The sequence below is a fragment of the Streptomyces sp. NBC_00483 genome (genome assembly GCF_036013745.1).
Classification (GTDB): domain Bacteria; phylum Actinomycetota; class Actinomycetes; order Streptomycetales; family Streptomycetaceae; genus Streptomyces.
The window spans coordinates 4889465-4915011 of record NZ_CP107880.1 but is presented as its reverse complement, the minus strand read 5'-3'; the positions used below and the strand labels follow the sequence as shown (position 1 = coordinate 4915011).

Here is a 25547-nt window from a genome sequence, read left to right as displayed (position 1 = left end):
CCACTGACAACGGCCGTGACGTGTCAGCGCGGTCCCTGTGCCCCGCTCCGGCCGACGACCGTTCCCGCCCGGTCGATGCAGATGACGTCGACCGCGACAGGGGCGCCGCGGAGGACCGCGAGGGCCTCGTCGCGGGCCGTGTTCGCCACCAGGTCGCCCAGGGGGACGCCTGCCGCCGTGCAGAGTTGGAGGGCGGCGAGGCCGGTGTTGGCTTCGGTGACCTCCTGGGCCAGTGCCTCCGACGCGCCGCCCCTGCGGGCCAGTTCCGCGAGGAAGGTCTTGTCGACCTGGGAGCGGCCCGAGTGGAGGTCCAGGTGGCCGGCCGCCAGTTTGGAGAGTTTGGCGAAGCCGCCGCAGATGGTGAGGCGGTCGACCGGGTGGCGGCGGATGTACTTCAGGACCGCGCCCGCGAAGTCGCCCATGTCGAGCAACGCGTCCTCGGGCAGGTCGTGTTCGCGGACGACCGTCTTCTCGGACGTGGAGCCCGTGCAGCCCGCCACGTGTGTGCGTCCCGCCGCCCGCGCCACGTCCACGCCGCGGCGGATCGAGTCGATCCACGCCGAGCACGAGTAGGGGACGACGATCCCCGTCGTGCCGAGGACCGAGAGGCCGCCGAGGATGCCGAGGCGGGGGTTCCAGGTCGAGCGGGCGATCTCCTCGCCGTGGTCGATGGAGATCGTGACCTCTACGTCGCCGGGGACGCCCTGCGCCCCAGCCACCCGGTCGATGTGCGTGCGGATCATCTCGCGGGGCACGGGGTTGACGGCCGGTTCGCCGACGGGCAGCGGGAGTCCGGGCCGGGTGACCGTGCCGACGCCTGGGCCCGCCTTGAAGACCACTCCAGAGCCGGGCGGGAGGCGCCGCACCGTGGACCGTACGAGCGCGCCGTGCGTGACGTCCGGGTCGTCGCCTGCGTCCTTGACCACGCCCGCCGTCGCGGACTCCCCGTCGTGGGACTCGACCGCGAGGGCGAACGACGGTGTCTGGCCCTTCGGGAGGGTGATCGTCACCGGGTCGGGGAACTCGCCGGTCAGGAGTGCCGTGTACGCGGCCGTGGTCGCGGCGGTCGCGCAGGCGCCGGTCGTCCAGCCGGGGCGCAGACCGGTGTGCTTGAGTTGGGCGCCGCGTCCACCCTTCGCTTCTGTCTCACCACTCATGGAGTTCCCCGATGCCGCACGTGCTGATTCTCGGCGGGACGACCGAGGCCCGGCGCCTGGCCGAGGCCCTGCATCCGCACGTCCGTGTGACCAGCTCGCTCGCGGGGCGCGTCGCGGCGCCCCGGCTGCCGGTCGGTGAGGTGCGGATCGGTGGGTTCGGGGGTGCCGAGGGGATGGCGGAGTGGGTGTGCGAGCACGCGGTGAGCGCGGTCATCGATGCGACCCATCCCTTCGCCGAGACGATCAGTTTCAATGCGGCGCGGGCCGCCGCCACCGCCCATGTTCCCCTGCTCGCGCTGCGGCGGCCCGGGTGGGTGCCGGGTGTGGGGGACGACTGGCGGGAGGTCGCGTCGCTGGAGGAGGCGGCGGAGGCGGTGCGTGGGGCGGGGCGGGTCTTTCTCACCACGGGGCGGATGGGTCTCGCCGCGTTCGCCCATGTCGACGACGCGCACTTCCTCGTACGGTCCGTGGACGCGCCCGAGCCGCCGTTTCCGCCGCGGATGGAGGTGTTGCTGGACCGTGGCCCGTTCACGCTGGACGCCGAACGCGCGGTCCTCGCGGACCACGCCATCGACGTCCTGGTGACCAAGGACAGCGGCGGGGCGGCGACGTCCCCGAAGCTGACCGCCGCCCGCGAGGCCGGGGTGCCGGTGGTCGTGGTCCGCCGTCCCCCGGTACCCGACGGGGTCCCGGTGGCCACGACCGTCGAGGAAGCGGCCGAGTGGCTCAACGCCTCGGGGCTCTGCCCCGGCCCCCGCGGCCTCTCGTCCACAAGCGGGGCTTAAAAGTCGGGGTAGCGGCGTGGGGTCCACGTCACCGTACGGCCGTCCGCACGGACCACCGCCTGGGTCTGGGACGAGCCGACGATCAGCAACGTACGCATGTCGACGACCTCCGGGTCCAGGTCCGCGAGGCGGATGACGCGGACGCTCTCCTCGGGGCCGCCGACATCGCGCGCGAGCACCACCGGGGTGTCCGGCAGCCGCAGCTCGAGGAGCAGCTCGCGCGCCTTGCCCACCTGCCAGGTCCGGCTGCGCGAACCGGGGTTGTAGAGGGCCAGGACGAGATCCGCGGCCGCCGCCGTACGGAGGCGTTCCGCGATGACCTCCCACGGCTTGAGCCGGTCCGACAACGAAATCGTCGCGTAGTCGTGGCCGAGGGGCGCGCCCGCCTTCGCCGCCGCCGCGTTGGCCGCCGTCACGCCGGGCAGCACCCGCACCGGTATCCCCGAGTAGCGGTCCTCCGAGGCGACTTCGAGTACCGCCGTCGCCATCGCGAAGACGCCGGGGTCGCCCCCGGAGACGACCGCGACGCGATGCCCGCGGCGGGCCAGGTCGAGGGCGAACTCGGCGCGCTCGGACTCGACCTTGTTGTCCGAGCCGTGCCGCACCTGCCCCGGCCGTTCGGGGACGCGCGCGATGTACGTGGTGTAGCCGACCAGGTCGTCGGCGTTCGCGAGGGCGCCGCGCGACTCAGGCGTCAGCCAGGGCGCGCCCGCGGGACCGGTGCCGACGACCACGACCTCGCCGCGAGCCGGGTCCGGGTCCGCCACCGGTTCCGCGTCGACCCGCGAGGGCAGCACGGCGACGGAGAAGTACGGCACGGAGGCCGGGTCGATGTCGGCGAGTGCACCCGTGCGCTCGCCGTCCATGAAGGCGCGCTCGACGTAGCGCGCGTCGTCGAGTCGCCCCGAACTCTCCAGCGCCGCACGCACCTTGGTGAACGTACGCCCCAGCTTCATGACGACCGCGGAGTCCGCCGCGGCGATCCGCGCGGACAGCTCGTCCTCCGGGAGCGTGCCGGGGATGACGGTCAGCGTCTCCTTGTCCTCGCACAGCGGCTGCCCGAGCCGTGCGGCCGCCGCGCTGATGGACGTGACGCCCGGGATGACGGTCGTCTCGTAACGGTCGGCGAGCCTCTTGTGCATGTGCTGGTACGAGCCGTAGAACATCGGGTCGCCCTCGGCGAGCACGGCGACCGTGCGGCCCGCGTCGAGGTGGGCGGCGAGGGTGGCGGCGGCCTCGGCGTAGAAGTCGTCGAGCGCGCCCCGGTAGCCGCCGGGGTGGTCCGTCGTCTCGACCGTGAGCGGGTACATCAGCCGCTCCTCGATCTGCTCCTCGCGGATGTGCTCCGCGGCGATCGAGCGGGCGATGGAACGTCCGTGGCGTGCGCAGTGGTACGCGATGACGTCGGCGGAGGCGATCGCCTTCACCGCGGCCACCGTCATCAACTCCGGGTCGCCGGGACCGAGCCCGACGCCGTACAGCTTGCCCTGCTGGGAAGGCGCGTTGCTCATGCCCGGTCCTCCATGATCTCCGCCTCGGTCGCGATCGCGTTCAGTGCGGCGGCGGTGATGGCGCTGCCGCCCCTGCGTCCCCGTACGACGAGGTGTTCGAGGCCCAGTTCGTTCGCGGCGAGCGCGTCCTTCGACTCGGCGGCGCCGACGAAGCCGACGGGTATGCCGAGCACGGCGGCGGGCTTCGGCGCGCCCTTCGCGATCATCTCCATGAGGTGGAAGAGCGCGGTGGGTGCGTTACCGATGGCGACGACGGCACCGTCGAGGCGGTCGCGCCAGAGTTCGAGCGCGGCGGCGCTGCGGGTGGTCCCCAACTCGGCTGCCAGCGACGGGACTTGAGGGTCCCGGAGAGTACAGACGACCTCGTTGTCGGCGGGGAGCCGCTTGCGGGTGACGCCGCTGGCGACCATGTGGGCGTCGCACAGGATGGGCGCCCCGGCGCGCAGCGCGGCCCGCGCGTTCGCCACGACGCCGGTCGAGTGGCCGATGTCCTGTACGAGATCCACCTGGCCGCAGGCGTGGATCATGCGGACGGCCACCTGGGCGACGTCGGCGGGCAGCGCCGCGAGTCCGTCCGCGGCTTCCGCGCGGATCGTGGCAAAGGACTCGCGGTAGATCGCCGCGCCGTCCTTCTCGTAGTCGAACACGGTTGGTCTCAGCTCTCGGTGTGGTGGGGGACGGAGGGAACGGTGGTGGTGTGGCTGCCGTCGGGCTGCGCCACGATGTCGACGTACGGCTCGGCGGGGTGCCCGCAGCGGCGTTCGCAGCCGGACCAGTAGGTGGGGAGGGTCGGGTGGGCGTCGCCGAGGTGGACGGTGGCGTCGTGCCGTACGTCGGCGTGGGACTTGGCGCACCCGGGCCGCCCGATACATGCCGCTACGCGGGTCCAGGGGGAGGTGGGGTCGGCCACGAGTCCGGTCTCGGCGAGCCGCTCGATCTGCTCCGGCGTGGCCCCGGGCACGACGACGCTGCGCCAGGGCGTCAGCCGCAGCTCCCGCGGGGGAAGCTGCCCGGCCAACTCGGTGAGCGCGTCCCATTGGCGAGGCCCGATGGCCCCGAGCGGCACGGTGACCACCGGCCGGGCACCGGGGCCGGGCCCAACGTCCTTGTTGCGCGGCACCGGGGGCCGCCTTGCCCACCCTGCCGCCCAAGGCGGCAGATTGCCCAAGGCGGTGGCGGCCGAATTAAGCCCCTGCGGCGATTGAGCAGCGGGGTCCGGGGCGGAGCCCCGTGGCGTCAACGCCGGTTCGGCAAAATCCAGCCCCTGCGGCGATTGAGCAGCGGGGTCCGGGGCGGAGCCCCGAGGCGTCAACGCCGGGTGGGCGGACAGCAGACGCTCCAACTCCTCGGCGGGAAGCCCAAGTTCAGCCACACGCCACACCCGCCCCGACGCCTCCCGCGCAGCCGCCACGAACACCTCCGCCGCGGCGACCGCGACCTCCGCCGCGCGAGCGTACGGAACCCGCACCCCCACCTCCCCGAGGAACACCTCCGCCTCGCCGGACGGCAAGCCCCGCACCAACACGTCGGGCCGCAGCGCAGCCACGTCCCCCCGACCGTCGTCCAACCCGAACAGAAACCGCCCGGACAACTCCGGCGTGACGGAACTCGCACACAGCCCCGCGTCGAGCCCGGTCAACCACTCCCGCACGTCCACGAACCCGCACCCGTCGAGCCCGGACATCGGCGAAGCCACCACGTTGCGGACCCGCTCGTGCGCGGCAGACGGCAGCAGCCCGGCCGCCCCGAGCACCCCCGCCAACTCCGCCCCGCACCCGTCCCGCAAACCCCGCAACTGCACATTCCCCCGCGAGGTGAGACGCAGCATCCCGTCCCCGAGCCGCCCCGCCGCCCCGGCGAGCGCCCGCGCCTGGTCCACGCTCAGCACCCCGCCAGGGATCCGCACCCGCGCGAGAAACCCGTCGTCGGCCATGTGTAGACGCAAAGCCCCGGGACAGGCGTCACCGGAGCCCGTCGAGGCTGCACCCGGCTCAGGGGGCGGGACGGATATGGGGGAGGGGGACATGCCGGGGAGCATACCTATGGGCTCTTTCCACCACCCCGTACCAGGTCGTCGCCCGGCACCGTACGATGCTCGGTGGCTGACCGGACCCGGTCGGCCATCGCCGGCGACGGCGACAGGGGAGGAAGCCCGGTGTGATTCCGGCGCGGTCCCGCCACTGTGAACTCTCCACACGGAGAGCGAGCCAGGAACTCCCTTACACACGACCACCCGGGGCGCGGACACCCCGAGGAAGGCCAGACGACGCATGCCCCAGCAGCTCCTGCTCCTGTCGACGTCGGACACCGACCTGCTCAGCGCCCGTGCGGCCAACGCCGCCGACGCCCCGGTCACGTACCGCTTCGACAACCCCTCCCGCATCGACGTGGAGACGGACCTGCCGGGTCTCCTCGACGGCGTGGACCTGGTGGTCGTACGCCTCCTCGGCGGCGTCCGCGCCTGGCAGGACGGCATCGACCGGCTGACCGCCGCCGGGATCCCGCTGGTCGTCCTCACCGGTGAACAGGCCCCCGACGCCCAGCTGATGGCGACGTCCACGGTGCCGGTCGGCATCGCGGCCGAGGCCCACAAGTACCTGGCGCACGGCGGCCCGGAGAACCTGGACCACCTGGCCCGCTTCCTCTCGGACACGGTGCTGCTGACCGGCCACGGCTTCGAGCCGCCGGTCGCCGCGCCGGCCTGGGGCCCGCTGGACCGCGAGCCCTCCACGCAGCACGACGACACGCAGCACGACGACGCCCCCACGGTCGCCGTGCTCTACTACCGCGCCCACCACATGAGCGGCAACACGGCGTTCGTGCACGGCCTCTGCGACGAGATCGAGCGCGCGGGCGCCCGGCCCCTCCCGCTGTACGTCGCGTCGCTGCGCGCCCCCGAGCCGGAGCTGATCGACGCCCTGCGCCCGGTCGACGCGATCGTCACGACGGTCCTCGCCGCGGGCGGCACCCGCCCGGCGCAGGCGAGCGCCGGTGGCGACGACGAGTCGTGGGACGCGGGCGCGCTCACGCAGCTCGACGTCCCGATCCTCCAGGCCCTGTGCCTGACCTCCTCCCGGGCCGACTGGGAGGAGAACGACGAGGGTGTCTCGCCGCTGGACGCCGCGAGCCAGATCGCGGTGCCGGAGTTCGACGGCCGCCTCATCACCGTCCCGTTCTCCTTCAAGGAGATCGACGAGGACGGGCTCCCGGCGTACGTCGCCGACCCCGAGCGCGCGGCCCGCGTCGCCGGGATCGCCGTACGCCACGCGCGACTTCGGCACATCCCGGCGGCGGACAAGAAGCTCGCGCTCGTCCTGTCCGCGTACCCGACGAAGCACTCGCGCATCGGCAACGCGGTGGGCCTCGACACCCCGGCGTCCGCGGTCTCGCTGCTGCGCAGGCTCCTCGACGAGGGCTACGACTTCGGGGACCGGGCCGAGATCCCCGGTCTCGCCTCCGGCGACGGCGACGAGCTGATCCGCGCGCTCATCGACGCGGGCGGCCACGACCAGGAGTGGCTCACCGAGGAGCAGCTCGCGAAGAACCCGGTCCGCATCCCGGCCGCCGACTACAAGCGCTGGTACGCGACGCTGCCGCAGGAGCTGCGGGAGAGCGTCGAGCGGCACTGGGGGCCGCCGCCCGGCGAGATGTTCGTGGACCGGTCGCGCAATCCGGAGGGCGACATCGTCCTCGCGGCCCTGCGTCGCGGCAATCTCCTCATCCTCATCCAGCCGCCGCGCGGCTTCGGCGAGAACCCGATCGCGATCTACCACGACCCCGATCTCCCGCCGTCCCACCACTACTTGGCGGCGTACCGCTGGATCGCGGCATCGTCCGGCGACGGCGGTTTCGGCGCGGACGCGATGATCCACCTCGGCAAGCACGGCAACCTGGAGTGGCTGCCGGGCAAGAACGCGGGGCTTTCGGCGGCGTGCGGGCCGGACGCGGCGCTCGGCGATCTGCCGCTGATCTACCCGTTCCTCGTGAACGACCCGGGCGAGGGCACGCAGGCCAAGCGCCGTGTGCACGCCACGCTCATCGACCACCTGGTGCCGCCGATGGCGCGTGCGGACTCCTACGGCGACATCGCCCGGCTTGAGCAACTCCTCGACGAGCACGCCCAGATCGCGTCCATGGACCCGGCGAAACTGCCGGCGATCCGGGCCCAGATCTGGACCCTCATCCAGGCCGCGAAGCTCGACCACGACCTGGGGATCGAGAACCGGCCCGAGGACGAGGGCTTCGACGACTTCATCATGCATCTCGACGGCTGGCTCTGCGAGATCAAGGACGTCCAGATCCGCGACGGTCTGCACGTCCTCGGCGCGGCGCCCTCCGGGGCGGGCCGGGTCAACCTGGTCCTGGCGATTCTGCGTGCGCGTCAGATCTGGGGCGGCAACCAAGCCCTTCCGGGGTTGCGGGAGGCGCTCGGCCTGGATGAATCCGCGGCGACCCTTACGTCTGCCGACGAGGCGGAGGCGCTGGCGCGGACGTTGGTCGAGGCGATGGAGGCGGCGGATTGGGACCCGGAAGCGGTGCCGCAGGCGCTGGCGTCGTCCGGGCTCACGCCTCGGGGCTCTGCCCCGGACCCCGCGCCTCAAACGCCGGCGGGGCTGGAAGATCGGGGCTCCGCCCCGGACCCCGCGCCTCAAACGCCGGCGGGGCTGGATGGTGTTGCCGCCATCCTCGACTTCGCGGCTCGCGAGGTCGTGCCTCGGCTGAGCGCAACCACCGACGAGCTGGACAACGCCATCCGCGCCCTGGAAGGCCGCTTCGTGCCCGCCGGGCCCTCCGGCTCACCGCTCCGCGGGCTCGTCAACGTGCTGCCGACCGGGCGGAACTTCTACTCCGTCGACCCGAAGGCCGTCCCGAGCCGCCTCGCCTGGGAGACGGGTCAGGCCCTCGCCGAGAGCCTGCTCACCCGGTACAAGGACGACAACGGCGAGTACCCCACCTCCGTGGGCCTCTCCCTCTGGGGCACGAGTGCCATGCGCACCGCCGGCGACGACATCGCGGAGGCCCTCGCCCTCCTCGGCATCCGCCCGGTCTGGGACGACGCCTCGCGCCGCGTCACCGGCCTGGAGCCGATCCCGTACGAGGAGCTGAACCGCCCCCGCATCGACGTCACCCTCCGGATCTCCGGCTTCTTCCGCGACGCGTTCCCGCACACCATCGGCCTCCTGGACGACGCGGTGCGCCTCGCCGCGTCGCTCGACGAACCGGCCGAGATCAACTACGTGCGGGCCCACACCCAGGCCGACCTGGCCGAGCACGGCGACGAGCGGCGCGCGACGACCCGGATCTTCGGCTCCCGCCCGGGGACGTACGGCGCCGGTCTGCTCCAGCTCATCGACTCCAAGGACTGGCGCACGGACGCCGACCTCGCCGAGGTCTACACGGTGTGGGGCGGATACGCGTACGGCCGCGGCCTGGAGGGACGCTCCGCCCGTACGGAGATGGAGACGGCCTACAAGCGGATCGCGGTCGCGGCGAAGAACACCGACACCCGCGAGCACGACATCGCCGACTCGGACGACTACTTCCAGTACCACGGCGGCATGGTCGCCACCGTGCGCGCGCTGCGCGGGTCCGCCCCCGAGGCGTACATCGGCGACTCCACCCGTCCCGAGACGGTCAAGACCCGCACGCTCGTCGAGGAGACGTCCCGCGTCTTCCGGGCCCGTGTCGTGAACCCCAAGTGGATCGAGGCGATGCGCCGCCACGGTTACAAGGGTGCCTTCGAACTCGCCGCGACGGTGGACTACTTGTTCGGCTACGACGCCACGACCGGCGTCATCGCCGACTGGATGTACGACAAGTTGACCGAGACGTACGTCCTCGACGAGACGAACCGCCAGTTCCTCAGCGAGAACAACCCGTGGGCCCTGCACGGCATCGCGGAGCGGCTGCTCGAAGCCGAGTCGCGCGGCATGTGGGAGAAGCCGGACCCGCAGACGCTGGAGGCCCTCCGCCAGGTGTACCTGGAGACGGAGGGCGACCTGGAGGCGGACGAGTAGGCCTCACCGCCTTACCGCTTCAGCGTCAGCGGAGAGTCACACCGAAGCTCCGTCCGTACGCGTGGTGCGTGTCGACGTCGAGCCGGGTTCCGCCCGGCACGGCGGTGACGCGCACCGCGTCGTCGCCGTCGGCCTTGCGCAGGCGGTGACCGCGCAGCACCAGCGTCACCGTGTCGCGTTCGGTCGTCGGGTCGGACACCGCCACCGTGACCTTGCCGCCTCGGCGCCGCACGAGGACGGACGCCGGGCCCTCGACGTCGAGTCCCGCCGTGTGGTGGGCGCCGGACGTGAAGGTGTTCGCCCCCGTGAGCCCGAGCCCGTCGTGGGCCACGGCCTGCATCCGTGAGGTGTTCGTGAGCACGCGCGCACCCTTGTACGCCCGTACCGCGGACTCGGACGCGTTCGGCAGCAGCGTGTACGCGAAGGAGACCGGTTTCGCCCCGGCCGCCTGCTCGACCGTCAGCGAGAACACCTGCCGGGTCACCGCCGTGTCCGGGTTCGTGGTCCGTACGACGCGTCGGCTGCGCGTCACCGTGTCGAGCCGCGCCTTCGCCTTCGGCCCCGCAAGGCGTACGTATCCCACCGCCGCGCCCTGCGTCCCGTCCGCCCAGCGCACCCAGCCGTCGCCCTCGGCCACGGTCACCGCGTCACCGGCCGGGGCCACGCGCGCGTCGACGGTCGTCGTCACCGCTCGCCCGCCGCCGGGAGCGTCCCCGACCCCGGCCGCGAGCACCACGATCTCGTCGTCGAGCAGGAACCACGACTTGGTGGCCCGCGCGCTCCGGTACGCCACGAAGTCCTCGGGCAGCAGTCCCGCCCGCTTGTCCCGCCACGGCACGTCGTCCGACGCGACCCACCCGACGGCTCCGTACGTGTCGTCGAGCACGGCCCCGCCCGAGTACGCCTGCGTGGCCGTAGGGAAGTACACGTACTTGTTCTGCGACTCGGACGACGCGGTGAAGTTCAGGGGATGGGAAGGGTTGTCGTAAAAGAGCTTCCCTCCGTACAACTCCGGTACGGATCCCCGGTGTTCGACGGGTGCCGTCACGCCCGCGAGTCCGTACGGCGAGACGGTGGTGAAGTAGTCGACGCCGAAAGACTGGGTCTGGTCCTGGCCCGCCAGGTACAGATAGTGGGCGCCGTCGCCCTGGAACCAGGGCAGCAGGTTCTCGCCGCTCATGTACTCGTACTTGCTGATCCGGCGCGAGCTGCGGGAGAGCGTGAACGCGTAGCCGGGGCGGCGGTGCACCGTGCGGTCCATGGCGTTGAAGGCGACGGAGCGGGCGGGCGGGTTGAGGTCGGCGGCCGGGACGGAGGAGTCCGCGAGGATGTCGGCGTACCGGACGATGCTGAGCGGCGAGACGAACGTCGCCGGGTCGAGCGACGCCTTCGACGTGCCGCGGATGTGCTTCACGTACGACTTGAGCGCGGTCGCCGCGTCGCCCGTCGACAGGGACGCGAGGTCGACGACGGCCTCGACGACGACGGCGGAGTCGGTGTACCCGCTGGCCGTCCGCGACACGGCCCGCCCCTTCACCGCCTCCATCATCCAGCCCTCGAAGATCAGCGGCGCGAACCCGTCGCGCACCCACTTCTGCACCGTGGGGATCAGCTCGTCGCCGTACGCGAACCCGGTCCCGTCGAGCAGCTTCAGCGTCTGGATGACGCGCGTGAGCAGGCCCTTTCCGTACGAGCCCGTGTACGCGACGGAGGAGTGCTGGATGAAGGAGCCGTCGGCGTAGTGGCCGTCCGTGACGCCGTGCTGGAGGTCGTACGGGTCGATCGTCGCGAAGACCGTCAGCTGGTCGGTGAGGGCCTTGCGGATGCGGGCCTCGTCGCCGGTGAGGGCACCCTGGAGGATGCGGTTGGTGGTGATGTCGGCGAGGTTGGCGCCGGTGTGGAAGCGCGAGTCGAGGTCGACGTCGCCGTTCTTGCCGCTGCGCAGATACGCGTCCATGGAGGCGATGTACGTGGTGGTCAGCTCGGCGGACGCCGCGTCGCCCAGCAGCACCAGCGTCCGGCTGACGTGCTGCGAGACGCCTATCTCCCAGGTGAACCAGTTGCCGTAATAGCCGGTCGACTGGTCGCCGTAGTACTCCTCGTGCAGCCACGTCAGTGCGTCGACGACCCGGCCGCGCACGGCTGAACTCCCGTACAGATCAGGGGAGATGCCCGGGGTGCGGGTCGCGAGCGCGATCTCGTACACCCGCTGGTACGTGGTGTTGAGGTTCGGGTCGCTGCTGCCGAGCGGCACGCCCTTGAACAGCTCACCGTCGCCTGACGCCGCGTCCATCGCCGCGAGGTTCGTGCGGGCGGTCTTCTCGATCGCGGCGAGCTTGTCGGCCGTCTCCTTGCGCGCGTTGGACTCGGTGGTGCCCGCGAACATCTCGGTCGCATTGGCGAGCAACCGCGCGGCCCCGTCCGGGAGTTGAGCCGCGCTCGCCCACTGGGTGGGCACGGCGGCAAGCACCCCGCTCGCGGCGATGACACTCAGCAGACGTCTACGGGTGATCTCCATCGGTCGTCCGTCCCTCCGTCGTTCGCCCACGATCGGCACGCGCGCGCCGGAGTCAAGCAGACGGGGTGATCCCCGACAAGAGCCGTCGGCTCAGAACGCGAGGTCCTCCCAGCCGATGCTCATGGCGAAGGGCTCGGGGAACTCGATGCCGAGGCCGCCGGGCTCCCATTCGCCGACGGGGACGTACGCCGTGGGATGCAGCGATTTCACGGCGAGCCCGGCCTGGATGATGGGGGCCAGTACGTACGCCCGCACCGACGTGACGTCCCACGTCCGGCCGGAGTCGAGCTCGACCTCCCAGTACCAGGGGATGCCTGCCTCCGCGTAGCGGTCCGTCTTCCACAGCCTGCGCTTGTGGTTGTACGGGCCGGAGACCACCTCGCCGACCAGGACGGTGTCGTCGGCGAAGGCGTCGGCTCCGGGCAGGCCGCGGCGGACCAGGAAGTCGGGGGTGAGGAAGCTGGACTTGTCGGGCTTGAAGAAGACGGTGGTCTCCACTTCGACCTGCAACTCGTCCCGCGTGGCACGGCGGGCGTCGGCCTCAAGCGCGTTGCGCATTCGCACGGCGAACTGCTGGTGTTCCAGCGGGCCCGACCGTTCTGCATTGCTTGCCGGCATGCCGCCTCCACGGTTCGCGTTCCGTCCCTCACGGTAGCCGCCTCGGAAGGTCGACTTCGTGCGGCTGAGTCCACTCGGCACACTGCGGGCACGCGTACACGTTGAAGCCGGGGCCCGTGCCCTGGTGCACCTCGGCGACGAGCACGGGTTCGTGCGTCATCACCTCGCACCACACGCACATGCGGACGGGGCGGTGGGGGTTGTCGTTCATGCGACTGCTCCTCGTACGTGTCGGTCGAGATCGATCCCGCAATCGGCGGCGAGCACGAGGGCGAGGCGCCTCCGCGCGAGGGGGTAGGGGTTTCCGGCGCGGTGCCGGCCGGTCCCTGGAAGTACGAGATGCAGCACCCAGGTGAGGGCGAGGCGGATAAGGTCGGTCATCGTCAGCGCTCCTAGTAAGCGTTGGCCGTGCCCCCGGACGTTCCAGCGTCGCGGGGGTCTTCCATTGCTGAAGCTAGAAGCTTCTTGACGCGATAAGAAGCGGCTGACCGCTACTGACCGATACTGATAGTGCATGACCGTGGTCGACCCATTACGGTCGCCTTCGTGAGCGACAAGATTGACCCCGAGGGCCTCGACTACCACTACGTGCAGCTCGCCAACATCATCGAGCGACGCATCCGCAGTGGCACCTACACGCCGGGGATGCGCCTGCCTGGCGAGATGACCATGGCGCACGACTTCGGCGCGGGCACCATTACGGTGCGCCGCGCCCTGTCGATCCTGCGCGACAAGGGCCTCGTGGTCACCGTCCACGCCCGCGGCACCTTCGTGGTCCGCGAGCTGCCGACGGAAGAGGCCCCCGCCGAATAGCAGGGGCCTCAGGGCTCACGGCAACAGGCGCGGCGAGCGTTTCGCCGCGACGTCCTCGACCCAGCCCCACATCGGCACCGCCACCGCGATCAGCACCCACCCGATGCCGAACAAAAACCACTGGCTCTCCAGCGGCAGCCACCTCTCGAACGCCGGAACGTTCCAGAACGTGTCGACCAGCGGCACCGCGAGGATCAGCGCGATCTCGTGCCAGAGGTAGATCGTGACGGCACGCGCGTTGAACACGGTGACGACGCGGTCGAGCCTCCGCCACCGCGCCAGCCACGCGAAGTCGATACGCCACCGCGCCTTCGCGTAGAAGAGAAGCGTGACGAACCCGGCCGACCAGAACGCCTGCGCGAGCGGCACGTCGTCCAGGTCGTACGTCCCGTACTCGCCCTGGTGGCTGAGCGCGTACCAGAGCCCGAACGCGAGCGCGGCGCCGGAGAGCACGACGACGACCGACCCCTTCCACCGCTCCAACAACCCGTCCCGGTGGGCGAATCCGAGCAGCCAGCAGAAGACGAAGATGCAGAAGTCGGTGGCATCTCCGGTGTCGAACAGCGCGATCGGAACGAGCGACAGCAGCAGCACCGGCACCGGCGCCCACCGGAAGACCCGCAGCAGCAGCGGGGACAGCAGCACGAACCACAGGTAGCAGCGCAGGTACCAGAGGATCTCCCAGGCCTGCTCACCCCAGGCGTTGCCCGGCGGATCACCGATGGGGACCACCCAGTAGACGATCCGCCAGCCCGGCATCCAGCCATGGACCAGCATCGCCGCGACGACGACCGCGCCCCACGCCCAGAACGGCACGAGCAGCCGCCGCATCCGGCTGCGGATGACGGACAGCGCGGGCCGTTGCAGGGACCGGGCCATCAGCGATCCGGCCAGCGCGAACATCACGCCCATGGACGGAAACACGAGCCCCGCCCAGGCCCAGCCGAAGCAGTGGTACGCGACGACCCGGACCAGCGCGACGGCCCGCAGCGCGTCGAAGTACCGGTCGCGCCCCGCCGGATGCGCGGAAGGCGCGGGAGCCGGGACACGTACGGGAGCCGAATCGCGTACGGGAACCGGCGGCACGCCCACCGCCCGCAGCTCCCGCGTCGGAGCGTCCTCGATCACCGACCCGCCCCCGTACCGGCCGTCGGCGTCCCGACCTCGCCCGTGCGCTTGAGCTTCTGCCAGCGCAGCCGGCCGCCCGTGAGGGCGGTGACGCAGGAGTGGATCAGGACGAGATACATCATCTGCCGGTACGCGAGTTGTTGCAGCGGCAGCATCAGCAGATACCGGTACTTCTCCTTGTCGAGCCTGAACGCGTAGGCGGCGCAGGCGAGTTGAACCCCGAGCACGGCCAGCCACGCCAACAGCGACGCCTTGAAGTCCACGAAAATCATCGAGTAGACGGTGAACACGTCGATGAGCGGCGCGAAGACCGGCGTGACGATCTGGAAGAGCACGACGAGCGGCATGCCGACCCGCCCGAAGCGCCCCGAAGGCCCCTTGTCCGTAAGGGACTTGCGATGCTTCCAGAGCGCCTGCATCGTGCCGTACGACCAGCGGTAGCGCTGGCTCCACAGCTGCTTGAACGAGCCCGGCGCTTCCGTCCACGCCCGCGCGTGCTCCTCGTAGACCACGCGCCAGCCCGCCCGGTGCATGGCGATGGTGATGTCGGTGTCCTCTGCGAGGGTGTCCTCGCTCATGCCGCCCGCGTCGAGCACCGCGTCCCGGCGGAACGCGCCGATGGCGCCCGGGATGGTGGGCATGCAGCGCAGCGTGTCGTACATGCGGCGGTCCAGGTTGAAGCCCATCACGTACTCGATGTGCTGCCAGGCGCCGATCAGCGTCCTGCGGTTGCCGACCTTGGCGTTGCCGGAGACGGCGCCCACCTCGGGGTCGGCGAAGGGCTGCACGAGCTTGGCGACGGTGTCCGGCTCGAAGACCGTGTCGCCGTCCATCATCACGACGATGTCGTAACGGGCGTGCCGTACACCGTTGTTGAGGGCGGACGACTTGCCCGCGTTCTCCTGCCGGACGACGCGCACGTTCGGGTGGCCGAGGGACTCGACGATCTCCGCGGTGCCGTCCGACGAACCGTCGTCGACGACGATGACCTCGAGCGGATGCGTGCCGGACATCAGCGAGTTCACCGTGTTCGCTATGCACTCCTTCTCGTTGTACGCGGGCACGATCACGCTCACCGGGCGGGTGGCGGGCGGCCCCCAGGAGAAGGAAGGGTGGTTGCGCTGCCGGTAGTGGCGGCGGGCCACGAGCAGCATGAGCGCGAATCTGGCCATGACGGCGACGCCGACGACGGCCAGGAACACGGAGAGCACCGGCATCGTCCACTCGGCGATGGCGGTGGCCACGATGAGGGACTTGCCGACGTAGAGCGTGGAGCCGGTGGCCTCGTGGAGGGAGGCCTGCTCGGCGGCCGTGGAGGTGGGATCGAGATCCTGCTCACGGGCGCCGGGCAGCGCGTGCGGCCGACCGGCTTGGGCCCCGGTCTGTGCCCCTGCCTTCGCTGCCGTCTTGGCCTTGGCCTTCTGGTTCATCGCCTGGGCGCCGCTCACCGTGGTGAAGGTGTAGCCCTTGGCCTTCATCTTCTTGATGTACTGCGGCAGCGCCTTCAGCGTCTGGTCCCGGTCGCCGCCCGCGTCGTGGAAGAGCACCGAGGCACCCTTGCCGGACTTCGGCGTGGCCGTGTCGATGATGCTCTTGACGCCCGGCTGCTTCCAGTCGTCGCTGTCGGTGTCGATGAACACGCTGGTGTAGCCGAGCTTCGCGACCTTCTTGTAGACGCCCAGGCTGTAGTTGTCGATGGCGTCGGTCTCCGAGGAGTACGGCGCCCGGAACAGTGTCGTGGTGACGCCCGCCGCACCCGCGATCGCCAGCTGCGTCTGCTTCAGCTCCCGCTTCAGGCGCGCGTACGACTGGTACGAGAGGTCCACGTGCGAGAACGAGTGGATGCCGACCTCATTGCCCTGGTCGACCGTCTGCTTCACGAGGTCCGGGTAGCGCGCGGCCATCGAGCCGACGAGGAAGAACGTGCCGGGCACGTCGTTGTCGTCGAGGATGTCGAGGACCTTCGACGTGTACTGGGGGTTCGGGCCGTCGTCGAAGGTGAGCACGATGGTCTTCTTCGGTACGGACTCGTCCTGGACCTTCCCGTTGCGGGACGTCCAGATCGGGCCGGACTCCAGGGCGGAGTCCGACACCTGGTCGTACGCGGCCCCGTCCCGGACCCGCTTGTCGTTGAACACCTCGCCGCGCACGTAGCCGTCGAGCAGCAGCGCGCAGCTCAGGGCCAGCAGGAGCAGCAACGCGAGGAGTGTGCGCGGGCGTTGGAGCGTCGCGGCGCGGCGGCCCATGCGGGCGATACGGCTCGGATTGGCGTGCCGGCGTCCGCCGCGCGGCGTGGGCAGCTTCGTCTCTTGGGACATAACTGGGCTCGTCCTCCGCTCAGTTGGCGCCGAGAGCGCCGGGAGTACCGGGCGCGCCGTTGGCGGGAGCGGAAGGGGGCGCCTGCCGGGCGTCGCCGAAGGGCAGCAGGTCCGAGGAAGTCAGCGGAATGCCCACGCCCATGAACGCGAGAACCAGCAACACCACGTAGCCCGCGCAGCCCACGCACACGGCGATCCCCAGGCGGCGCAGCAGTCGGGCTCTGCGGCCGGAGGAGTCGACGAACACGGGGCCCTCGCCAGGGGCACTGCGGGGTTTACGGCGGCGGCCGCGACCTGCGGCAGGGGTTTCGAGAACGGCATCGGAGCGCATTCCGCGCAGAGTATGCAGCCTTTTGTGGCCCATGCTGAGCGCTGCTTGTCAGCCCGCCCTGAAATGCGGCGAAGGCTGTCAGCGGCCTGGGCGGGTGGGGGATTATCGGCCGTTCTGCCCCGGTTCTCCTGTGCAATTCTTGAGTGAAAACGGCCGGCTGACACAGTTTCGGGTGCGAGGTTCTCCGTATGCCGATTCCGCTGAAGTCCGCCGCCGGAATGCTGGGCCTGGCCGTGCTCGCGTGCGCGGGCTGCGCCACGTCGTCCGACACCAGTTCCGACACCCGGTCCAAGGCCGACTCCTCCGCCGCCACCGGGTACGCCCCGTACGTCAGCGCCTCCACGGCCTACGCCACCGACTCGGCCGGCTCCCCGGACGCGTACAACCTCGCTTTCGTCGTATCCAACAGCTCCAGCTGCACGCCGAGTTGGGGTGGCCACACGAAAATCGCCGACGCCGGGGTCGCCTCCCGCCTCAAGAAACTCGCCGCCTCCGGCGCCACACTCCGCGTCTCCTTCGGCGGCGCCGACGGCAACGAGCTCGCCACCACCTGCGACACCGCGTCCGACCTGGCCGCCGCCTACGCCAAGGCGCTGGACGCGGCGGGCGACGCCACCCACGTCGACTTCGACATCGAGGGCGACACCCTCAAGGACTCCGCAGCGAACACCAAGCGCGCCAAGGCGATAGCCCTGTTGCAGAAACAGCGCGACGTGGACGTCACCTTCACGCTCCCCGTGATGCCGTCCGGCCTGGACGAGGACAGCGTCGACCTCCTCGAAGCCGCCAACAACCAGTCCGTCCAGGTCTCCACGGTCAACGTCATGACCATGAACTACGGCGAGTCCTACCAGGGCGACATGAGCGACTACGCCCGCACCTCGGCCCGCGCCACCCACACCCAGCTGAAGAAGGTCTTCGGCCTCTCCGACGCGAAGGCCTGGCGCGGCATGGCACTCACCTCGATGCTCGGCGCGAACGACATCGACGGCGAGACCTTCACCCTCGCGGACGCGGCACAGCTGCGGTCCTTCGCCGAGAAGAAGGGCATCGCGTGGGTCTCGACGTGGGCGACGTTCCGCGATGTGCCGTGCGAGTCCGGCACGGACACGGACGACGCGGCCACCAATTGCAGCGGGGTGCGGCAGAGCGAGGGGGCGTACGGGAGGGCGCTGTCCGGCTGAGCGCCCTCGCGGCGCCTCCCGTGCCGCCGAACGGGCGAATTAACTGATAGGCCGTCAATCCACCGGCATGCCGTAACAGTCAGATAAGTCATCACCTCCTACCGTCGCGATCACGCCCAAGTTTTCGGCCCGGGAGTTGACGTGATGCGCATGCGGAACCGGTTTGTGCCAAGAGGCAGGCCAACGCGACTACGAGCGATGGTCGTGCTGGCCGCGGTGCTCAGCCTGTTGTTCGGCTCCCAGGCATTGACCGCTCCGCTCGCGGCCGCCGACGACCCGATGAGCGCGGTCGGCATCACGAAGACCAACGACGCCGACGGGCCGCTGGAGCCCGGCGACGAGTTCATCTACACCCTCAACGGCCAGTGCTCCGGCCTGGACGTGGACTGCGTGAACTTCACGGTCACCGACACCCTGCCGGAGGGCCTGGAGGTGACCGACCTCCCGCAGTCGAACAGCACCCGCGACGTCACCTACGACGAGGCGACGCGGCAGCTGACGATCGTCTACAAGCAGCCGCTGCAGAATCCCGAGGGCGAGACCGGCCTGCGCGCGGGCCAGGCGGGCTCGGTGGAGATCGGGATGCGGGTGCCGGCCGACACGGAGTTGGAGGACGGCACCACCATCACCAACACCGCGCAGGCCGACGCCGACAACGCGGACCCGAAGACCTCCGACTCCGACATCACCATCAACATCCCGCGCGTGGTCAAGCCGGTGACGACCAAGGAGTGGGAGGACGGCTCGGCGGTCGCGATGAGCGGCGAAGAGTCCACGATCAAGCTGAACGTGCGCAACAACTCCTCGTCCTCGGCCGAGGTCACCGAGCTGTCGGTGTCCGACGACACCGAGGAGACGTTCGAGTACTTCGACTTCACCGGGGCCACCGTCACCGCGTTCCCCAAGGGCGCCGACCAGGCACACCTGGTGGTCACCACGGCCGACGGGCAGACGCACACCGGCGACGACATCACCTCTCCCGGCAAGCTTCCGCTGCCGGACGGGGTGGAACCGGGTGACGTGGTCGGCTTTGAAGTCGTCTTCACCAACAGCAACGGCGACCCGCTGCCGTACGACGAGAACGGCGGCAGCGTCGATGTCGGCATGAAGCTGCGGGACACCAAGCGCTCGGACGGCTCGGACCTGAAGCCCACCGACAAGATCACGGTCAACAACTGCGCGACCCCGTCCGCGAAGGAGACCACGGACGGCGACGTCGACGGCGACCAGGCCTGCGACACGTACGACATCCTGCCGGACATCCTGGTCCTCGACTCGACGAAGAAGTACTACGCCGACACCAACGGCGACTTCTCCCACGGTTCCAACGAGCACGCGGTCATCGGCGAGAACTCGCCGGTCAGCACCGGGGTCGACGTCACGAACAAGTCGCCGTTCAAGGTGAAGTCGATGACGATCACCGAGCCGGACGCGAACGCGACCAGCGAGTTCGACAAGCTCGACGTCGACAAGGTGCGGCTGCGCTTCCCCGAGGGCGCGACCGAGGCGAAGCTCACCGTCACCTGCGAGGACGGGACCACCCGCGAAGAGACCTACACGGAGAACGCGACCTACGACGTCCCCGCGGACTGCAAGCAGGTCAAGAAGGTCGAGGTCACCTACACCGGCGTCGACGCGGACGGCAATCCGTCCATCGCGGAGGGCGCCGACGCGGGGCTCGACCTGCACGGCACCCTGACCGACGACGTCGACGCGGGAGACGTGGCCGACGGCGTCAGCAACTGCGCGGGCACCAAGGGCGACGCCGGCCGCAGCGACGGCAGCGGCACCGCCTCCGGCAGCGCCTGCCAGAACCTCATCGTCGAGGACCCGTCCGGCGCCGGCGACGGCGTCAAGACCGTCAGCCAGACGGACGTGCCGCCGGGTCAGCCCATCGACATGGACCTGAAGTTCACGAACACCGGCAACCTGCCGCTGAGCGATGTGGTCATCACCGACCCGTCCGCCGACGCGGACGGCAAGCCCGGCAGCGAAAGCCCCTTCGACAAGTTGGAGATCACGTCCGTCTCCGTCTCGCCGTCCGACGCACCGGTGACCATTCAGGTGTGGGACCCGCAGGAAGAGGAGTGGGTCGACTACGACGGTGTGGACCCGGCCGTGCTCGCGCGGGCCACCGGCGTGCGCGGGGTCTACGACGGCAAGATGGCGCCGGGCGACAGCGTCACCATCAAGGTCACCGGCGAGCGCCGCGAGGGTGTCGAGAACGGCGAGACGTTCCAGAACTGCTTCTCCGTCACGGCGAAGGACAGCCAGGGCGGTGACGTCGACGGCAGCGACTGCAAGTCCATGGAGACCGGGCCCGCCGCCGACGGCGCCTCCCTGAACAAGACCATCGCGCCCGGCCAGCTCCCCGAGTACGTCGCCGGACTGCCCCGCCAGCACGCGGACATGACGCTCACCGTCCGCAACACCGGCAACATGTCGGCCAAGTACCTGAAGATCATCGACCAGGACGACGACTTCTTCGACGCCGTCGACCTCGTGTCCATCAAGTCGAACCAGATGCCGGCCGGCGCCAACCGCGTACAGATCGACGCGTACGTGAACGGGGAGTGGGTCAACGGCACCCCGTCCGCCGACGCCGCCCTGCCGTCCGGCGTCAACGCCGCCGACGTCACCGGCATCCGCGCCACGTACTCCTCGACGAGCACCAGCAACGACGGCTACGTGATCAAGCCGGAGTGCGCCGACAACACCTGCTCCGGCATCCTCACCCTCGACGTCAGCCCGCGCCCCACCCTGCGCAGCAGCGGCGGCCCGGTCCCCAGCCACCTGGAGGACACGGCCAGCGGCCAGTTCCTCACCAAGGTCGAGGACGAGGACAAGCCCCGGGACATCGACCCGGTCAACGCCACCCTCGACCTGGTCAAGGGCGACCCCAAGCTCGACGTCGACAAGACCCCGGACACCGTTCTCTCCCCCGGCGAGGACGCCCCCTTCTATCTGAAGGTCACCAACACCGGTACGGCGAACGTCCCGAACCTCGTCGTCAAGGACGACCTCCCCGAGGGCATCGCGTTCGACGACACCTTCGCGGGTGACAACGGCGAGCCGTACAAGATCATCGACAAGAAGGAGCCGGACGGCACCGTCGCCATCCCGACGCCCGTCTTCTCGCAGACCACCGACGGCGACCGGACCTCCGGGCTCACCTGGGACTTCTCCAAGGACGACGACGGCAAGGCGTGGAACTTCCCGCCCGGCGGCAGCTTCACCATCGAGATCCACGTGAAGCTGGAAGCCGGCATCCGCGCCGACGAGTCCGTCACCAACACCATGGGTGCCACCTCGTCCGACCCGGACCTGGCCTGCGAGGACGCGAGCGAGGCGGAGGAGAACGGCGCCATGTTCGGCTCCGGCCTGTACTGCGTCGACGACGCGAAGCTGACGGCCAAGACCGGCGCCGCGTTCACCGCCCGCAAGTGGGTCTCGGGCAACGACTCCCTCGGCTGGTACAACACCAAGACCAACAAGACCGTCGACGTGGGCGACGACTCCTGCCTGATGACGACCGACTCCACCGGCCGCAAGTACACCGCCAACCCGTGCGTCGCCCTGGTCAACCCCGGTGACCAGTACCACTACTTGATGCGCCTGCGGAACGCCGGCACCGAGGACGGCACGAACATGCGCGTCATCGACCGGTTCCCGGTCGCCGGTGACGAGGGCGTCATCCTCGACCAGGACCGCGCCACCGCCTGGGACAAGCGGCCCACGCTCGCCTCCGAGCCGCAGCTCGACGGCGACAGCCCCGGCGAGATGACCACCAAGTACGAGAACGACGAGCCGCTGTGCACCGACGACCTGGACATGGGCGGCGCCGGTTCGAGCGCGGACCAGTGCCCGTCCACCACGTGGGACGACGCCTACAGCAGCAAGGCGCGCGGCGCCGACATGGACCTGAAGTTCCCGCAGCCGCTGGAGCCCGGCGGCACCGTCGACATCACGTACGCGATGAACACCCCGCTCGACGTCGCCCACAACGGCGACCCGACCATCGCGTGGAACTCCTACGCCCACAACGAGACCACCGACCGCGCCGGCTCCCCGCGGGTGCTCCAGGCCAATGAGCCGATCAAGGTCGGGGTCGCCCTCTCCTACGGTGAGTTGAGGCTCGTCAAGCGGCTCGGCAAGCACCCCGACGCGGCGACGGACCTGCTGCGCAGGATCCCGTACCCGTACCACGTCACCTGCACCATCCACCCCCAGGGCAGACTGCCGCGGGTGGTCCTCGACGAGGACTACCGGGTCTCCGCCGACAAGCCGGTCAACGTCAAGGGGATCCCGGCGGGCGCCGAGTGCAAGATCTGGGAGACCTCGGCCAGAGGCGGCGCGTCCGACCACACCAAGGACAACCCGGTAGAGGTCACCATCAAGCCGAACATCGGCACGGAGACCCCGCAGTTCGCCCGGATCACCAACACGTACGAGTTCGGTGCGCTGACCCTGAACAAGGCGATCGACGGCGACGCGGCGGGCTACGCCGACGACGGCCGCACCTACGGCGTCGACGTCTCCTGCACCCTTCCGAACGCCTCGGGCGAACCGAGCGACCGCATCCTGCACAAGACGTTCGAGGTGAAGAACGGTGAGCCCGTCACCATCAAGCCGCTGCCGGTGAACACCCGTTGCTGGGCGGAGGAGGTGGACACCGGGGGCGCCGCCAAGGCGACCGTCGACCACGGATCCGCCGACAACCCGACGGTGATCACGGCGGGCGACTCCGACGAGCAGGCAGCCATCAAGGTCACGAACACCTTCCCGGCGGCCGACCTGACCGTCAGCAAGCACGTGGTCAACGGAGGAGCCGGCCCGTACGACTTCTCGCTCGCCTGCACGACCGACCAGGGCGACGTGGCCCTGTCCTCGGACGACAGCTCCTTCGAGCTGAAGGACGGCGAGGACCGCACGATCAGCGTCCCGGAGGGCTCGACCTGCACGGTGCAGGAGACGAACGTGCCCACCGGTGACACGGTGACGTACGAGGCCTCCGACGACGGCTCCGACGGCACGGTCCAGGTGAACGACGCGGCCACGGTCGACGTCACCAACACCTTCCCGGAGTCCGGCGGCACCAACGGCGGAGGCACCGGCGGCCACGACGGCGGCGGCCACCTCGCCGACACCGGCTTCCGCGACTGGACGATCCTGGGCGCCCTGCTCACCGTCCTCGCCCTCGCGGCCGGCCTCACGATCCGCGCGATGTCCCGCAGGGGCCGCGGCTGATCCTCGGCGGTAACAGGACGGTGGCCCCCGGCGATACGAACTCGCCGGGGGCCACCGTCTGTTCATGTGTGGAAGTGGCCGACCGCGGCGGGGACTTCGGGGGCTCGGGCCGTGAGGACCTTGCGGCCCGGAACAGGCTCGTAGATCCACGGCTTCTGGCACCCATGTGGCACGCGACGACTGAGCGAGTCCGCACAGCAAAAAGGCCCGGGTCGATGACCTGGGCCTTGGCTGTGGAGCGGGTGACGAGAATCGAACTCGCGCTCTAAGCTTGGGAAGCTTATGTTCTACCATTAAACTACACCCGCGCGGTACGGCCGTTGAGGCGATCCGTACTGGCGACACTGTACCCCATGCCGGGCCCCGGGCGCTGAAGCCCCGGGGCCCGGCTGCGTTGTGCGGGGTGGAAGTGACTGCGGGTGAAGGGAGTTGAAGCGTACGGTGGGGATTCCGGCCGAGGACGATTCACCGCGGGGTGCCGCCTGGATTGGCGTCCCTTTCATCCCGTAATGTTGCTTTTCGTCGTCGGTCAGGAAACTGGCCCAATGGCTCCGTGGGGAAGGGACTCCGGGACTTGATGGACTCGATGGATCGCACCGTCGTCCGATGTGCCGAAGGGCACGTGTTCAGCACCGCTTCGTTCCCGATGCAGCAGGCGGACCGTCTCGGTCCAAGCCGGCTGATTCGGTGTCCGCGGTGCGCGCGACTTCGGCACGCCGTTCCTGTGGGACCGGACGAGCGGTAAGCGGCACCAGTGACAGTGGGCGCGGGCCCCGCCGATTGTGGCGGGCCCGCGCCCACTGCGTATCCTCGCTACGTGCTTCTCTCAGACAAGGACATCCGGGCCGAGATCGACGCCGGCCGGGTCCGGATCGATCCTTACGACGAATCCATGGTGCAGCCGTCGAGCATCGATGTGCGGCTCGACCGCTACTTCAGGGTGTTCGAGAACCACAAGTACCCGCACATCGACCCGAGCGTCGAGCAGGCGGAGCTGACGCGGATGGTGGTGCCGGAGGGTGACGAGCCCTTCATCCTGCACCCCGGTGAGTTCGTGCTCGCGTCGACGTACGAGGTCATCTCCCTGCCCGAGGACCTCGCCTCGCGGCTGGAGGGCAAGAGCTCGCTCGGGCGGCTCGGGCTCGTCACGCACTCGACGGCCGGGTTCATCGACCCGGGCTTCAGCGGTCACGTGACCCTTGAGCTGTCGAACCTCGCGACGCTGCCCATCAAGCTGTGGCCGGGCATGAAGATCGGCCAGCTGTGCATGTTCCGGCTGTCGTCACCCGCCGAGTTCCCGTACGGCAGCGAGCGCTACGGTTCGCGTTACCAGGGACAGCGCGGGCCGACCGCCTCCCGTTCCTTCCTCAATTTCCATCGGACCCAGGTGTGAGCAGCAGCAACATGAGTGATGTGGCGCCCGTGCGCGAGAACCTTACGTACGAGAAGTTCGGTGTCGCCATGCGCGAGCTCGCGCAGACCGTCGCCGACGACGGGTACCAGCCCGACATCATCCTCAGCATCGCGCGCGGCGGCGTCTTCGTCGCCGGCGGGCTCGGGTACGCGCTGGACGTGAAGAACATCCACCTGGTGAACGTGGAGTTCTACACGGGCGTCGGGACCACGCTCGAGATGCCGGTCATGCTCGCGCCCGTGCCGAACGCGATCGACTTCAGCGACAAGAAGGTGCTGATCACCGACGACGTCGCGGACACCGGCAAGACGCTGAAGCTCGTGCACGACTTCTGCCTCGACACCGTGGCCGAGGTCCGCTCGGCCGTCGTCTATGAGAAGTCCCACTCGCTCGTGAAGTGCGAGTACGTGTGGAAGCGGACCGATGAGTGGATTAACTTCCCGTGGAGTGTTGAACCGCCCGTCGTGAAGCGGGACGGGCAGGTTCTCGACGCCTGAGCGTGCGTC

18 protein-coding genes, 1 tRNA gene and 1 riboswitch are annotated in these 25547 nt (G+C 70.0%); of the genes, 7 read left to right on the top strand and 12 right to left on the bottom strand.

Features of this window, described 5'->3' with window-relative positions:
* Positions 1-23 precede the first annotated feature (23 nt).
* Complete coding sequence (locus tag OHA73_RS21860; RefSeq protein ID WP_267069941.1) at positions 24-1157, bottom strand: cobalt-precorrin-5B (C(1))-methyltransferase; 1134 nt, start codon at positions 1155-1157, stop codon at positions 24-26.
* 11 nt (positions 1158-1168) lie between these two features.
* On the opposite strand from OHA73_RS21860, the gene OHA73_RS21855 reads away from it, so the two are divergent.
* A complete protein-coding gene (locus OHA73_RS21855; RefSeq protein WP_266711763.1) occupies positions 1169-1942 on the top strand; it encodes a cobalt-precorrin-6A reductase in 774 nt (257 codons plus the stop codon).
* Here OHA73_RS21855 and cobJ read toward each other — a convergent pair.
* The 3 genes from cobJ to OHA73_RS21840 are packed head-to-tail and all read right to left on the bottom strand — an operon-like array spanning position 1939 to position 5386.
* Positions 1939-3453 carry a precorrin-3B C(17)-methyltransferase gene (gene cobJ / locus OHA73_RS21850; RefSeq protein ID WP_327655912.1) on the bottom strand — a complete coding sequence of 505 codons (1515 nt, stop codon included), beginning with the start codon at positions 3451-3453 and terminating at the stop codon, positions 1939-1941. The genes OHA73_RS21855 and cobJ overlap by 4 nt on opposite strands.
* The gene (locus OHA73_RS21845; RefSeq protein WP_267069943.1) at positions 3450-4100 is read right to left on the bottom strand and encodes a precorrin-8X methylmutase; all 651 of its coding nucleotides are present in this window, start codon (positions 4098-4100) and stop codon (positions 3450-3452) included. Before OHA73_RS21845 ends, cobJ begins: the two co-directional genes overlap by 4 nt.
* Positions 4101-4108: 8 nt before the next feature.
* Positions 4109-5386: a cobalamin biosynthesis protein CobG gene (locus tag OHA73_RS21840; RefSeq protein WP_443063108.1), complete on the bottom strand. Its 1278-nt coding sequence runs from the start codon at positions 5384-5386 to the stop codon at positions 4109-4111.
* Between the two features lie 190 nt (positions 5387-5576).
* A riboswitch (cobalamin riboswitch) is annotated at positions 5577-5670 on the top strand.
* Positions 5671-5723: 53 nt separating this feature from the next.
* Between OHA73_RS21840 and cobN the strand changes: the two genes are divergently transcribed.
* Positions 5724-9470: a cobaltochelatase subunit CobN gene (gene cobN / locus OHA73_RS21835; protein ID WP_267069945.1), complete on the top strand. Its 3747-nt coding sequence runs from the start codon at positions 5724-5726 to the stop codon at positions 9468-9470.
* Between the two features lie 25 nt (positions 9471-9495).
* On the opposite strand, the gene OHA73_RS21830 is transcribed toward cobN, so the two are convergent.
* The 4 genes from OHA73_RS21830 to OHA73_RS21815 all read right to left on the bottom strand — a co-directional run bounded on the left by OHA73_RS21830 (position 9496) and on the right by OHA73_RS21815 (position 12987).
* Entirely contained in the window at positions 9496-11988 is a 2493-nt protein-coding gene (locus OHA73_RS21830; protein WP_327655910.1) for a polysaccharide lyase family 8 super-sandwich domain-containing protein, read from the bottom strand.
* Between the two features lie 90 nt (positions 11989-12078).
* On the bottom strand, positions 12079-12606 hold the full coding sequence (locus OHA73_RS21825; RefSeq protein WP_267069947.1) for a Uma2 family endonuclease: 528 nt from the start codon (positions 12604-12606) through the stop codon (positions 12079-12081).
* Positions 12607-12634: 28 nt separating this feature from the next.
* Positions 12635-12817, bottom strand: a complete 183-nt coding sequence (locus tag OHA73_RS21820) for a hypothetical protein (RefSeq protein ID WP_267069948.1) — start codon at positions 12815-12817, stop codon at positions 12635-12637.
* Positions 12814-12987, bottom strand: a complete 174-nt coding sequence (locus OHA73_RS21815) for a hypothetical protein (protein ID WP_267069949.1) — start codon at positions 12985-12987, stop codon at positions 12814-12816. Before OHA73_RS21815 ends, OHA73_RS21820 begins: the two co-directional genes overlap by 4 nt.
* A gap of 165 nt (positions 12988-13152) precedes the next feature.
* On the opposite strand from OHA73_RS21815, the gene OHA73_RS21810 reads away from it, so the two are divergent.
* Positions 13153-13419 (top strand): winged helix-turn-helix domain-containing protein, encoded by a 267-nt coding sequence (locus OHA73_RS21810; RefSeq protein ID WP_327655909.1) that lies wholly within the window; start codon positions 13153-13155, stop codon positions 13417-13419.
* Positions 13420-13434: 15 nt separating this feature from the next.
* Here OHA73_RS21810 and OHA73_RS21805 read toward each other — a convergent pair whose 3' ends face one another.
* Genes OHA73_RS21805 through OHA73_RS21795 form a run of 3 tightly spaced genes read right to left on the bottom strand, consistent with a single transcriptional unit; the run spans position 13435 to position 17112 of the window.
* On the bottom strand, positions 13435-14547 hold the full coding sequence (locus OHA73_RS21805) for an acyltransferase family protein (RefSeq protein ID WP_443063107.1): 1113 nt from the start codon (positions 14545-14547) through the stop codon (positions 13435-13437).
* On the bottom strand, positions 14544-16865 hold the full coding sequence (locus OHA73_RS21800) for a bifunctional polysaccharide deacetylase/glycosyltransferase family 2 protein (protein ID WP_327655908.1): 2322 nt from the start codon (positions 16863-16865) through the stop codon (positions 14544-14546). The genes OHA73_RS21805 and OHA73_RS21800 overlap by 4 nt, the downstream gene beginning before the upstream one ends.
* Before the next feature lie 19 nt (positions 16866-16884).
* Positions 16885-17112, bottom strand: a complete 228-nt coding sequence (locus OHA73_RS21795; protein WP_327655907.1) for a hypothetical protein — start codon at positions 17110-17112, stop codon at positions 16885-16887.
* Positions 17113-17384: 272 nt separating this feature from the next.
* Here OHA73_RS21795 and OHA73_RS21790 point away from each other — a divergent pair, with 272 nt between their 5' ends.
* Positions 17385-18380: a chitinase gene (locus tag OHA73_RS21790; protein WP_266711739.1), complete on the top strand. Its 996-nt coding sequence runs from the start codon at positions 17385-17387 to the stop codon at positions 18378-18380.
* A gap of 198 nt (positions 18381-18578) precedes the next feature.
* Positions 18579-23627, top strand: a complete 5049-nt coding sequence (locus OHA73_RS21785) for a DUF5979 domain-containing protein (RefSeq protein WP_327655906.1) — start codon at positions 18579-18581, stop codon at positions 23625-23627.
* A gap of 234 nt (positions 23628-23861) precedes the next feature.
* On the opposite strand, the gene OHA73_RS21780 is transcribed toward OHA73_RS21785, so the two are convergent.
* Positions 23862-23935 (bottom strand) — tRNA-Gly (locus OHA73_RS21780).
* Positions 23936-24444: 509 nt separating this feature from the next.
* Between OHA73_RS21780 and dcd the strand changes: the two genes are divergently transcribed.
* Both dcd and OHA73_RS21770 read left to right on the top strand, forming a co-directional pair.
* Positions 24445-25020, top strand: coding sequence for a dCTP deaminase (gene dcd / locus OHA73_RS21775; protein ID WP_267069955.1), 576 nt, complete (start codon positions 24445-24447; stop codon positions 25018-25020).
* Between the two features lie 11 nt (positions 25021-25031).
* Positions 25032-25538 (top strand): phosphoribosyltransferase, encoded by a 507-nt coding sequence (locus tag OHA73_RS21770; protein WP_266711733.1) that lies wholly within the window; start codon positions 25032-25034, stop codon positions 25536-25538.
* Positions 25539-25547: the final 9 nt, after the last annotated feature.

What these genes read in the sequence shown, in the direction of transcription:
- OHA73_RS21840 (WP_443063108.1), bottom strand. Translation starts at nt 5,386, where the DNA reads ATGGCCGACGACGGGTTTCTCGCGCGGGTGCGGATCCCTGGCGGGGTG.
- OHA73_RS21860 (WP_267069941.1), bottom strand. Translation starts at nt 1,157, where the DNA reads ATGAGTGGTGAGACAGAAGCGAAGGGTGGACGCGGCGCCCAACTCAAG.
- OHA73_RS21770 (WP_266711733.1), top strand. Translation starts at nt 25,032, where the DNA reads ATGAGTGATGTGGCGCCCGTGCGCGAGAACCTTACGTACGAGAAGTTC.
- OHA73_RS21820 (WP_267069948.1), bottom strand. Translation starts at nt 12,817, where the DNA reads ATGAACGACAACCCCCACCGCCCCGTCCGCATGTGCGTGTGGTGCGAG.
- OHA73_RS21790 (WP_266711739.1), top strand. Translation starts at nt 17,385, where the DNA reads ATGCCGATTCCGCTGAAGTCCGCCGCCGGAATGCTGGGCCTGGCCGTG.
- OHA73_RS21800 (WP_327655908.1), bottom strand. Translation starts at nt 16,865, where the DNA reads ATGTCCCAAGAGACGAAGCTGCCCACGCCGCGCGGCGGACGCCGGCAC.
- cobJ (WP_327655912.1), bottom strand. Translation starts at nt 3,453, where the DNA reads ATGAGCAACGCGCCTTCCCAGCAGGGCAAGCTGTACGGCGTCGGGCTC.
- OHA73_RS21825 (WP_267069947.1), bottom strand. Translation starts at nt 12,606, where the DNA reads ATGCCGGCAAGCAATGCAGAACGGTCGGGCCCGCTGGAACACCAGCAG.
- OHA73_RS21855 (WP_266711763.1), top strand. Translation starts at nt 1,169, where the DNA reads ATGCCGCACGTGCTGATTCTCGGCGGGACGACCGAGGCCCGGCGCCTG.
- OHA73_RS21815 (WP_267069949.1), bottom strand. Translation starts at nt 12,987, where the DNA reads ATGACCGACCTTATCCGCCTCGCCCTCACCTGGGTGCTGCATCTCGTA.
- OHA73_RS21785 (WP_327655906.1), top strand. Translation starts at nt 18,579, where the DNA reads ATGGTCGTGCTGGCCGCGGTGCTCAGCCTGTTGTTCGGCTCCCAGGCA.
- OHA73_RS21830 (WP_327655910.1), bottom strand. Translation starts at nt 11,988, where the DNA reads ATGGAGATCACCCGTAGACGTCTGCTGAGTGTCATCGCCGCGAGCGGG.
- cobN (WP_267069945.1), top strand. Translation starts at nt 5,724, where the DNA reads ATGCCCCAGCAGCTCCTGCTCCTGTCGACGTCGGACACCGACCTGCTC.